Below are 10,200 nucleotides of genomic sequence, written 5' to 3'. Positions count from 1 at the left end.
CTGATGGAAGTATCAACCAGAGTTGCTTCAGTCAGTGGTGGAATTGTCAGTTCATTGTTGACGGCGAATCCTATAGTTGTGCAGAACAGTTCATGATGGCAGAAAAAGCAAGGTTATTTGGCGATAGAGCTATGTTAAAAGCAATTATGAATGCGCGGCATCCTAAAGAGATGAAAGATTTTGGTCGATTAGTGAAGTCCTTCGATGGGGTTATTTGGGAAAAGCACTGTTATGACATTGTGAAACGTGGAAACTATGCGAAATTTGAGCAAAACTCAGATCTTTGGAATTACATGAAAACTACAAAAAATCGAATATTGGTCGAAGCGAGTCCTGTTGACCTTATCTGGGGTATTGGGCTAGCAAAGGACAACCCAGACATAGAAAATCCGTTGAAATGGAAAGGGAGAAACCTGCTTGGATTTGCATTGACCGAAGTACGCGATCAATTATTGCAATTAAACCAGGGCTGAATCCCTAAAGAGTATTATGGGTGAGCACTCGTTCAACTAACGGAGAACGTTAGTTGAGAATTATGGGAGCTGTTCGCCGTGATCGTCAGTAGATGTTATTTCATTAAAGGAAGAATTCACAAACACTCGGAAGAAATATTTATAACAAATCTTAAAGAAAATCTTTGTATTGGAGTGAGCAGAATGGATAGTAGGTTAATCGAACTACTTAAAAATATCAAGAAAAGACCAGGCATATATCTCGGAAGAAAATCACTCCTATTTCTTCAACACTTTTTTTATGGATATCAAAATTGTTTATATGATCTTGAAGGCGAATTTTACCACTTAACAGGATTTCAGGAATATATAGAAGATATTTATGATATCCATGGATTTAATAATTGGGCAAGTATAATTCAGTTGAATTGTACAACTGATGAAGAAGCCTTCGATAAATTCTATCAGCACCTTGATGAATTCTTCGAAAATATGGATTTAACTTCCGAAGATAAAATCTAAATACTAGATCGCTATAACACCAAAGACAGCTTTTGATCTTGATCACTGAACCGGAAATCAAATTAATTGAAAGCAAGCCATTGACAATTATCTTAATATCTAATATCTTTATATTAAGATTAATGATTTTAAGATATTTTCTAATCGATTCCAAGGAGGTAATGGGAATGATTCCAATTTTGAACCGTATTAATGAACTGAGTAGAATTGAGCGCAGTTCAGGTCTATCTGATACTGAGGAAGCGGAACAAGCAGCGCTTCGGACGCAGTATTTACAGATTTTACGCGGGCAACTATTAACAACGCTTCTGAACGTGTCTGTAATGGATGAATTAGGGAACGATATTACACCTAAAAAACTTCTTGATAAAAAAATAGCTAATGATCAATAATTTTTTCTCTAATATCTTAAATTTAAGAATAATTAAATTAAGATAGTTTTGAGATTGGCAACCAGATTGGTTATATAGCCGCGGCACCTAAACTAAATTTATCCCACACTTAATATGGAAAGTATTGTATGATTATATGAGAATGAATTCCGGAGGTTGGCTGATGTCAATAAGAATAGGGATTATTGTAGGAAGTTTGAGGGAAAACTCTTTTAATCAGATGATTGCGAATTCGATTCCAGAACTTGTAGATTCCGTGGAATATGAAAACATATCGATTGCTAATCTTCCCCTCTATAACGCGGATTTGGATCATGGAGAAGGGCCAGTTCCGGTTAAGCATTATCGCGAGGCGATTCAGAAGACGGATGGCATTCTTATAGTTAGCCCTGAGTACAACTCAGGTATACCGGGAGTACTGAAAAATGCACTGGACTGGGCATCTACACCTACCAAAACAGCTGTCTTAATTCATAAGCCTTCAGGTGTGATAGGCGCAACACCAGGCGCAAAAGGGACGATTCTTTCGCAGCAGCAAATCAGACAAACGTTGGATGCCATCCAGTCCTATGTGATGCCTGCTCAAAAAATGTATATTTCTCAAATCACGGACAAGATTGATTCAAATACTCGTAAGCTCACAGATGATACGACTCGCAAATATTTACAGCGTTATGTTCAATCATTTGTGCAATGGATTAATCAGGTACAACGGCTTAATGAGTAGTGAAGATAATAACTAAACTATATATAATGGAGGATATTATGGGTAAAATTGCGATTTTTGGATTTGGACGTATCGGAAGGCAGCTCCTTCGGGCGGCGTTGCAACAAAATTTGTTTGTCCCCTTTTCCATTTCGGATATTAAAGACGAAGCTACGCTTGCCGCACTTTTTGAAGTGGATACAAATTACAAACGTTGGCATGAGAAAGTATCTGCTCAAGAAGGCGCAATCGTAATCGGTGACCGAGAAATTTGTTATTTGAATTCGGTCGCAGAATTGCCGAATTGGGGTGAGTTAGGTGTGGAATTGGTCATTGATTGTACCGGACGAGCCGTTACGCGATCAGTAGCTGAACTGCACTTGGAGCGAGGCGCCAAAAGGGTGCTTGTCAGCGGCCCGAGCAAAACCTTAGAAGATTGCGACGCGGTACTTCTTAAAGGAATTAACTTAGAAAGCTTCGATCCGGAAAAGCATAAAATCATTAGCATGGCGAGTTGCACAACCAATGCGCTTGCACCGGTAGTAAAATTGGTCAGAGAAAACTATGGCATTCAATACGGATTATTCTCCACGATACACTCGTATACGAATACGCAATCGTTGACGGATCAGCCGATGAAAGACCGACGGGATTCATGGGCGGCAGCCGAGAACATCATTCCGTCATCCTCAGGTGCAGCAAAAGCTCTGAAATTCATTTGGAATGACCTGCAAATCACAGGCAAAGCCTACCGGATTCCGACCCGTACTGGGAGTATCGCAGAACTTAATTTAATAACGGAAAAACGATGCACCGTTCAAGAGATTAACGATATGTTTCGAGAAGCTGCAAGAGAAGGCGAATTAAAGGGAGTTCTTGATGTTTTGGAAGGGGAATGGGCCTCGTCCCGTATCGTAGCTGATCCCCATTCTTCGATTATTGACTTGCCTTTAACCCAAGTACAAGGTGAACTATTGTCTGTCGCTACTTGGTATGACAACGAATGGGGTTATGCTTCACGGTTGGCTGAGGTAGCCTCATATCTTGTTGCAAAATTATAAGCTAGACGATTGGTAATGAATTGGATGCATCTTAGAATGTATGAGCGAAGCCAAAGGCGACAGCAAATACATTCTAAGATGCATCTTTTCTCGTCTTACAGGGTCGTGGATATGGCTAACCTCTTGTTTCTTTTCTTGCAATTTGTCGGATGACAAGATCATTCTCACATTATTTACCGAGTATTATGTGGTTTAAGGGATAGGTGGCCGTAATGAAGGTGCTAAATAAAGAGGAATTGATCGAGTTAGTAAGGAAAATTATGAACGTTGAAGGCAGTGAAGAAGTAATCGATAACATGATCAAACTTCTTAAATCTAACGTCCCGTATCCTGAAGTTAGTGATTTAATTTACTGGAATGAAAATGAACTCACAGCAGAACAAGTGGTTGAACAAGCACTAAACTATAAGCCCATTCAGCTATAAACATTGCGCTAACGGGAGACTATAGTTCAACACCGGAGAAGGCAGTCGCTCACTTATGGCTCGATTGCCTTTCCTTATGCTAATTGCAGGGGAATCTTATTATCCAAACATTAGATGATTTGACCCTTAATCATTGTCCATTGCACTTGGAATTGTTTATTCAATAAGACAAGATCAGCGTCAAAGCCCGTGGAGATTTTGCCGAGGGTATCAAGGCTTAATATTCGTGCAGGTGTGGTTGAAGCCATTTGAACCGCGTCTTTTAAAGAAATGCCGGTTTCTACGGTTAGACGAAGTGCCTCATTCATCGTAACCGTACTGGAGGCTAAAGTCCCATCCTCTAGTCTAGCTACACCGTCGGAAACTGTAACATGATGGCCACCGAACACATAATTCCCATCACCTAGTCCCATGGCTTGTAAAGCATCCGTGATAAGTACCATGCCATCTGGTCCTTTCAGACGATGCATCATTCTAACGATCGCAGGATGCAAATGAATACCATCCACAATCGCTTGGAGGCTTACATGTTCTTCTTCAAAAGCGGCTACAACCAGACCGGGGTCACGATGATGTATCGGTCGCATACCATTGAAACAATGCGTAACGTGACTCGCTCCGGCTTCAAAGGCTTGCTTTGCTTCCTCGTATGTGGCATCCGAATGCGCAACGGCGATGATGACGCCATTTTCTTTCAGAAAAGAGATGAGCTCCATCCCGCCAGGTAATTCTGGGGCTATTGTAACCATCTTAATCAGTCCATCTGCTTCGTTAAATATTTCTTTCATTTCAGTAAGATTCGGATGTCGTAAAAATCGTTCATTTTGCATACCTTTACGTTTCGGATTCAGGTAAGGACCCTCTAGATGAAGCCCGGCAATTTTGGCCCCGACTTCACGCCCGATTACACGTTTCACACTACGAATCATGGCTAGTAATTCTTCAATTGTAGAGCTAACGGAGGTAACCAGAAACGAGGTGCAGCCCGTTTCAGCACAAGCACGCGAGACCTCCTGAATACTCGCCACACTGCCATCCATCATATCGAACCCGTTAGCACCGTGGATATGCACATCTATCATACCAGGTATCAATAAATGTCCTTGGCCATCCAATAGTTCATACTCGCTCTCCGGAAGAGAAGAAAGACCACTTTCTAACTTTTCAATAATTCCGTTTCTTATCCAAAGTGTGGCAGGTAGAACAAGATCGTCTGGTTGAATCACGTTTACGTTGTGCAAAATTTTAAGACTCATCTTTGTTATCCTCCTCGTATTTGTCTTCCTCTTCACATTGAATAATCGTTATATTTTTATTATGGAGTACTTCTCTTATTTCGTTAGGCACCTCTTGATCGGTAATCAAAATATCCACAAAGTCAAAATCTAGACGATAAACCGATTTGCTTGTAAACTTCGTGAAATCAGCCACGACGATTACCTGATCCGATCTGCGGGCCATCTCTTTTTTTACAGAAACATCATCTTCGTAAGGGAAGTAAAGCCCATCAGTTTGTATAGATGTAGCTCCGATAAATGCCTTATCAGCCCTTAATTCTCTTAGCTTATCAATGACGGAAGGTCCATATAATAACCGATTCTTGGTATGTAAATAGCCACCTAGCACATATACTTGCAGATCTTCCCGTCCTGAGAGAATGCCTACAATGTCTATGGAATGTGTGATAGCTGTAATATTTTTAGCTGAAATTTGTTCTGCTACAGATTGTACCGTAGTTGATACGTCTAGAATGACTGTTTCCCGATCTTGAACTAGTTTAGCTGCTATCTTCCCAATTTTACTTTTGCTGTCTGTTTCGTCAATTAAACGTTCCTGATAGGAGGCTATTTCCTTCTTCAATTGAGGTAAAGCGACGCCTCCATGTGTACGAACAACGACCCCTTCTTGTACTAATTTAACAATATCTCTACGGGCTGTATCTCTAGATACTTCTAGAAGAGAGCAGATATCCATAACACTCATCGCATGGTGTTCATTAATATAATCGAGTATTTTCAGTAATCGTTCTTCTTGATACATCATCATCACCTCTTGTAAGTAATTTTATCATTAATTTTAAGTATATTAAAGTAATATTTAAGTATATTTAAGTATTTTAAATGATTTGCCTATTTGTTTAACTAAAAGGCAGATTTGCTCAACAAACATACAGGATAACGAAAAACCTTTGCACCCTTTAAAATGATTACACGTCTATTATGTAGGACGTAAGACACAAAGGAGGTTATATATTTGAAAAAACTTTGTTTATTATTCCTTTTAATAGCATCACTTTTTCTTAATGCTTGTACGAACAAAGTCGAACCTAGGCATTCTCCTTTAACGGAAAATAATAAATCCAGTTCAACGGAACTTGTGGGCTTTATTACCAAGCTTGAAAATCAAAGAGCCTTAGTGGTTAGTCCGATAAGTAGAGAAATAAATCAAACGAGGAAAGAGTTCTACGATGCAATATGGGTTTCAAATATGCCCCAAGATGTTGAGGTTGGACAATACGTTAATTTATGGTTAGAAGGTGCCATAGCAGCCTCATACCCTGCTCAAGGGAAAGCTTCGAAGGTAACAATAGCCAAAATACAGAAACCTGAAAAAGCAATCCTGTCTCAAGACGAAGTAATACGCAAAGCCCTGTTAAATAAGGATATTTCAAGTATAAATGTGCTTGCTATTAAAGGAGTGAGCTATGATGAAAATTCAGATATTTGGATTATCAGATATAAAGATGCAAAAATTTCAGATGGCTTATTAGAAGAACACAGTATGCAAGTACCAGATAAATAACATTACGCTAACGGATAACGATAGTTCAAAATAAGGGAGCAGAATGCCGCGGGTCGGCAGCTGTTCCTGATGAAAAATAGGAGGGAATTAATCATATTTCTCGAATAATTGTTCGGGCTTGTAGTGAACATCTGGACCACTACGAATAGGAACAAAGTTTTGTTTCAGGGAGGATATTATGAAAAATGACTTAGTAAAATATCTCGGAGATCTACTTTTAAATCAAGATGACGGATTGCTAAGTAAATTAAGAATAGGTGAGGGTTTAGATAAAAGTAAAGTAGATGAGATCTGTTCAATATTAACCCAGTTAGCCATCGAGTGGGAAAATGATGATAAGATATCGAAAGAGGCAGTTGATTACTTTATTCATATAGATCCAGTTATGAATGCAACCTTGAGTCGATATTCTGAGAAACAGCAAGCTGAAATCATAATAGCACTTGATACAATAATGGACAAAGTAAGAAATTGCTTATAATACGTTGCTCAGAACAATAAATGGATAGAAAACAATGCAGCATATAATAACGATAACTGACTGGGGATTTTAAAATCAGTGAATAGGAGGGCTTTATGTACGATTATATAGGCATCCATTCTGAAAATTATGTGAAGAAAATAAAGTCGAAAGTTTTGGAGCAATATTTAACTTCCCAGTTAGGATTTACAACAGTAAGCAATTTAAGATTTAGCAAAGAAGTCAATGGGGAGTTTATTAGATTAAATGGAATTCCTGCTGACTTAAATGGAAACTATGCCATAAACACACTCGAGGGTGTTGAAGAAATAAATTTGATTGAAATTGATGTGCCATTGAACCTTGATGACAACTTAGAATTAATAATATCGGACATCGTTAACGCTATAGTTAAAGAGTTTTCATGGTTAATTGATGAGGACCATGGATTAAACTAACGGAGACTATAGCTTAATAAAGACAACACGGCAGCCGGTCATCATAAAATCGGCTGCCGTTTCCATGCTAACGGACAGAATAACGTAGCAATCCAATAAGTCACCTTTCAATAAACCATTTTCTTTGAACTAGTTCGTTATCCTACCTAATAAACGAAAACGATAAAAAAGCCACATAGGAAACATTCCTACGCAGCTCTTGCTACCAGTAATCTTATTTCGCTGTCGCCCCGCCATCGAGAATAAATTCTGCCCCTGTTGAAAATGATGACTCGTCCGATGCCAGAAAAACAACTAAATTCGCGACTTCCTCTACCGTTCCGAACCGGCCTAAGGGGGCCATAATCTTGGCTAATTGTTCTTCAGGCACCTTTGCCGTATCAACCGCATAAGTACCCATCGCTGTATTGATATAAGCCGGATGAATCGAGTTGACGCGGACATTGGCCTGTGCATATTCAACTGCTGCATCCTTCGTCATGGTGCGCACCGCGCCTTTGCTAGCACCGTAAGCAATGTGTCCCGCCGCTCCTTTAATTCCTGCGATGGAGGAGGCATTAATAACAGAACCACATTTATTCACAGCCATATGCGGCATGACATGCTTCATCCCAAGAAATACGCTTGTAACATTAATACTCATCATACGATTCCACTCTTCCACAGTGGTTTCAGCAAGAGGTTTAATGAAATATATACCGGCATTGTTAAATAGAATATCGATTTGCCCATATTTTGCAATGGATTCTTCTACGACCTGCTTCCAGTTGTCCTCATGACTGACATCATGGCGGAATGCGATCGCGTCACCACCAGATTGTTGAATCTCAGCAGCGGTTTGATTGACATTGTCCACATTGATATCCGTTGCAACTACTTTTGCCCCTTCTTTTGCAAGTCTAAGCGCTGTTACTTTTCCAATTCCTGCACCTGCACCCGTTATAAGGGCAACTTTGCCTGCTAGTCGCATGGTTCATACTTACCTTTCCATAAAAGGTTTTCTTCAAACTGCTACATTAGACAGCTGTGTAACCGCCATCTACAAGCAAGCTCGTTCCTGTTATAAAAGAAGCATCATCGCTGGCAAGGAACAGCACAGCTTTAGCAACTTCTTCAGGCTTTCCTAGACGTCCCATAGGATGCAACCCGATGAGATGCTGATTAACCGTTTCGCTCCGACCTTCAATGAGAGGGGTATCAATGTATCCTGGGCATACCGCGTTGACACGAATCCCCTTAATAGCATAATCCGCGCTAAGTGACTGGGTTAGAAGCTTAACCCCGCCTTTAGCCGAAGCATAAGCGGTAACGCTTGCCTTGCCTACATGACTGTGAATAGAGCCACAGTTCACGATAGCTCCGCCTGTCCCTTGTTCGAGCATTTGTTTGATCGCATATTTATCGCATAGGAACACACCGGTTAAATTGATATCGATCGTTTTCTGCCATGCTTCCGCACTTAAGAGATCCGCGGGTGCGTCTTTAGCGATTCCGGCATTGGCGAATAGAATATCCAGCTTGCCATATTTATTCACCGTTTGGGTCACCATATGAATGACCTCATCTTCTTTGGTTACATCTGTTTTAATAAATAACGTATCAAATCCTTCTTTATTTAACTGATCTGAAACAGCTTGTCCACGATCAGAAAAGTCTGCAATAACAACCTTAGCGCCTTCTTCTGCAAATAAGCGGACGGTCTTTTCGCCAATACCGCTTGCGCCACCTGTAACAATCGCTACTTTTGCCTGAAATCTCATACCTAACACTCCTTTACATATTCAAGGCCCTTGACCTTGACTGGTCTATTTTATCCGTGATGCTCACATTTAACTCTTCTTTGTTAAGAGGTGTTGTTCGATGTCCTTCTTTTATTTTATCATCATCCTAAAGGAAGAAATATTTAAACATAGTGGACCTAGCTTAAGAGAAACTAAAAGAAAGGGCTGCCTGTTCGATGAATATTGAAAAGTTGGAGTATCTTGTTGAGGTAGCAAAGACAAGCTCGATTTCAGCCGCTGCTCAAAATTTGCATATAACTATTTCAGCAATCAGCCAAGCGATCTCCAGCTTAGAAGCCGAGTGGGGCGTTATCATTTTCAAAAGATCGCGATCAGGGGTGCTTCTAACGGCAGAAGGCATCATCATATTAAAAAAAGTATATGAATTGCTGGACAAGTACGAAGAATTAAAAGAAACAGCTCATGGTTTTTCGAATCCCATAATGGGAAACCTGCGAATTGCTACGATTCCAGGTCCTACGTCCTTAATTGAGAATGCTGCCATCGATTTCAAAAAAGATTATCCACAGATAAGAATGGAGATTACTGAAAAAGGTTCCCAAGAGATTATTGATGACATCCTGCATCAAAGAATCGATTTGGGCTTTGTTATCTTATTTGAGAATCGACCTATTGAACAAATTGGGCTCTCGATTGAACGGTTGCTGACCGTAAAGATGGTTGCGGCCGTCAGCAAACAGTCCCCTTTGGCATCCCGCAAAACGATTACCCCGGAGGATCTTCTGGAGCAGACGATTGTTTTGTATAACGATGATTATGTCAAATGGTACATAGATGATTTTCAAGTTAACTTTGGCCCTGTTGATATTTTGTTTACGACGAATAATCGCAATTCAATCATTCGAGCACTTCGCGATCATTTCGCTATTACCATCGGTCTTAACTATTCATTTGTAAGCGAAATGTCCTCTATTCGGGAGGATTCAGTCATCCTAGATCTCGATCTGACAGGGCAAAGTCCCGTTTATTTAGGGCTTATCCAACAGAAAGGGAAGAACTCCACCTTACTTTCTAAGAATTTCAAAAACCGATTGAAGAATGATTTATCACAGTTTAGCGAACTCTTTTGATCTGAAAATGAATAAGGCACCTCCAGAACACTCGAAGAGCTATTTGAGAT

At 40.0% G+C, this 10,200-nt stretch carries 14 protein-coding genes; 10 read left to right on the top strand and 4 right to left on the bottom strand.

The genetic code is table 11. The features are described from left to right. The 6 genes from GON05_RS02115 to GON05_RS02090 all read left to right on the top strand — a co-directional run. On the top strand, nt 1–473 hold a 473-nt coding region (locus GON05_RS02115), incomplete at its 5' end, for an NADAR family protein (protein ID WP_157317600.1). Between the two features lie 78 nt (nt 474–551). Beyond that, nucleotides 552–974: a hypothetical protein gene (locus tag GON05_RS02110; RefSeq protein WP_157317599.1), complete on the top strand. Its 423-nt coding sequence runs from the start codon at nt 552–554 to the stop codon at nt 972–974. 167 nt (nt 975–1,141) lie between these two features. Further along, entirely contained in the window at nt 1,142–1,366 is a 225-nt protein-coding gene (locus GON05_RS02105) for a DUF896 domain-containing protein (protein WP_174806844.1), read from the top strand. A 163-nt stretch (nt 1,367–1,529) separates the two neighbouring features. Beyond that, nucleotides 1,530–2,093, top strand: coding sequence for an NADPH-dependent FMN reductase (locus GON05_RS02100; RefSeq protein WP_157317598.1), 564 nt, complete (start codon nt 1,530–1,532; stop codon nt 2,091–2,093). Nucleotides 2,094–2,131: 38 nt separating this feature from the next. Next, the gene (locus GON05_RS02095) at nt 2,132–3,133 is read left to right on the top strand and encodes a type I glyceraldehyde-3-phosphate dehydrogenase (protein ID WP_157317597.1); all 1,002 of its coding nucleotides are present in this window, start codon (nt 2,132–2,134) and stop codon (nt 3,131–3,133) included. Between the two features lie 212 nt (nt 3,134–3,345). Continuing rightward, nucleotides 3,346–3,558: a bacteriocin immunity protein gene (locus tag GON05_RS02090; protein ID WP_157317596.1), complete on the top strand. Its 213-nt coding sequence runs from the start codon at nt 3,346–3,348 to the stop codon at nt 3,556–3,558. Nucleotides 3,559–3,668: 110 nt separating this feature from the next. Here GON05_RS02090 and nagA read toward each other — a convergent pair whose 3' ends face one another. Together nagA and GON05_RS02080 are read right to left on the bottom strand one after the other, a co-directional pair. Then, nucleotides 3,669–4,814: an N-acetylglucosamine-6-phosphate deacetylase gene (gene nagA / locus GON05_RS02085; protein ID WP_157317595.1), complete on the bottom strand. Its 1,146-nt coding sequence runs from the start codon at nt 4,812–4,814 to the stop codon at nt 3,669–3,671. After that, the gene (locus GON05_RS02080) at nt 4,804–5,598 is read right to left on the bottom strand and encodes a DeoR/GlpR family DNA-binding transcription regulator (protein WP_181646092.1); all 795 of its coding nucleotides are present in this window, start codon (nt 5,596–5,598) and stop codon (nt 4,804–4,806) included. The genes nagA and GON05_RS02080 overlap by 11 nt, the downstream gene beginning before the upstream one ends. A 213-nt stretch (nt 5,599–5,811) precedes the next feature. Here GON05_RS02080 and GON05_RS02075 point away from each other — a divergent pair, with 213 nt between their 5' ends. From GON05_RS02075 to GON05_RS02065, 3 genes are all read left to right on the top strand, one after another. Continuing rightward, nucleotides 5,812–6,360, top strand: a complete 549-nt coding sequence (locus GON05_RS02075; protein ID WP_157317593.1) for a DUF3221 domain-containing protein — start codon at nt 5,812–5,814, stop codon at nt 6,358–6,360. Between the two features lie 178 nt (nt 6,361–6,538). Continuing rightward, nucleotides 6,539–6,841, top strand: coding sequence for a hypothetical protein (locus GON05_RS02070; protein ID WP_157317592.1), 303 nt, complete (start codon nt 6,539–6,541; stop codon nt 6,839–6,841). A gap of 95 nt (nt 6,842–6,936) precedes the next feature. Next, nucleotides 6,937–7,278, top strand: a complete 342-nt coding sequence (locus GON05_RS02065; RefSeq protein WP_157317591.1) for a hypothetical protein — start codon at nt 6,937–6,939, stop codon at nt 7,276–7,278. Between the two features lie 214 nt (nt 7,279–7,492). Here the strand turns inward: GON05_RS02065 and GON05_RS02060 are convergent, their stop codons facing one another. Together GON05_RS02060 and GON05_RS02055 are read right to left on the bottom strand one after the other, a co-directional pair. Further along, the gene (locus GON05_RS02060; protein WP_157317590.1) at nt 7,493–8,248 is read right to left on the bottom strand and encodes an SDR family NAD(P)-dependent oxidoreductase; all 756 of its coding nucleotides are present in this window, start codon (nt 8,246–8,248) and stop codon (nt 7,493–7,495) included. A gap of 46 nt (nt 8,249–8,294) precedes the next feature. Beyond that, nucleotides 8,295–9,038 (bottom strand): SDR family NAD(P)-dependent oxidoreductase, encoded by a 744-nt coding sequence (locus GON05_RS02055; protein ID WP_157317589.1) that lies wholly within the window; start codon nt 9,036–9,038, stop codon nt 8,295–8,297. A gap of 197 nt (nt 9,039–9,235) precedes the next feature. Here GON05_RS02055 and GON05_RS02050 point away from each other — a divergent pair, with 197 nt between their 5' ends. Then, nucleotides 9,236–10,150 (top strand): LysR family transcriptional regulator, encoded by a 915-nt coding sequence (locus tag GON05_RS02050; RefSeq protein ID WP_157317588.1) that lies wholly within the window; start codon nt 9,236–9,238, stop codon nt 10,148–10,150. Nucleotides 10,151–10,200 lie beyond the last annotated feature (50 nt).

The organism is Paenibacillus anseongensis, assembly GCF_009757995.1.
In the GTDB taxonomy this organism is placed as follows: Bacteria; Bacillota; Bacilli; order Paenibacillales; family NBRC-103111; genus Paenibacillus_E; species Paenibacillus_E chondroitinus.
The sequence above is the reverse complement of the archived record's forward strand: the minus strand, read 5'-3'. Positions and strand labels throughout refer to the sequence as shown.

What these genes read in the sequence shown, in the direction of transcription:
- GON05_RS02105 (WP_174806844.1), top strand. Translation starts at nt 1,142, where the DNA reads ATGATTCCAATTTTGAACCGTATTAATGAACTGAGTAGAATTGAGCGC.
- GON05_RS02100 (WP_157317598.1), top strand. Translation starts at nt 1,530, where the DNA reads ATGTCAATAAGAATAGGGATTATTGTAGGAAGTTTGAGGGAAAACTCT.
- GON05_RS02095 (WP_157317597.1), top strand. Translation starts at nt 2,132, where the DNA reads ATGGGTAAAATTGCGATTTTTGGATTTGGACGTATCGGAAGGCAGCTC.
- GON05_RS02090 (WP_157317596.1), top strand. Translation starts at nt 3,346, where the DNA reads ATGAAGGTGCTAAATAAAGAGGAATTGATCGAGTTAGTAAGGAAAATT.
- nagA (WP_157317595.1), bottom strand. Translation starts at nt 4,814, where the DNA reads ATGAGTCTTAAAATTTTGCACAACGTAAACGTGATTCAACCAGACGAT.
- GON05_RS02080 (WP_181646092.1), bottom strand. Translation starts at nt 5,598, where the DNA reads ATGTATCAAGAAGAACGATTACTGAAAATACTCGATTATATTAATGAA.
- GON05_RS02070 (WP_157317592.1), top strand. Translation starts at nt 6,539, where the DNA reads ATGAAAAATGACTTAGTAAAATATCTCGGAGATCTACTTTTAAATCAA.
- GON05_RS02065 (WP_157317591.1), top strand. Translation starts at nt 6,937, where the DNA reads ATGTACGATTATATAGGCATCCATTCTGAAAATTATGTGAAGAAAATA.
- GON05_RS02060 (WP_157317590.1), bottom strand. Translation starts at nt 8,248, where the DNA reads ATGCGACTAGCAGGCAAAGTTGCCCTTATAACGGGTGCAGGTGCAGGA.
- GON05_RS02055 (WP_157317589.1), bottom strand. Translation starts at nt 9,038, where the DNA reads ATGAGATTTCAGGCAAAAGTAGCGATTGTTACAGGTGGCGCAAGCGGT.
- GON05_RS02050 (WP_157317588.1), top strand. Translation starts at nt 9,236, where the DNA reads ATGAATATTGAAAAGTTGGAGTATCTTGTTGAGGTAGCAAAGACAAGC.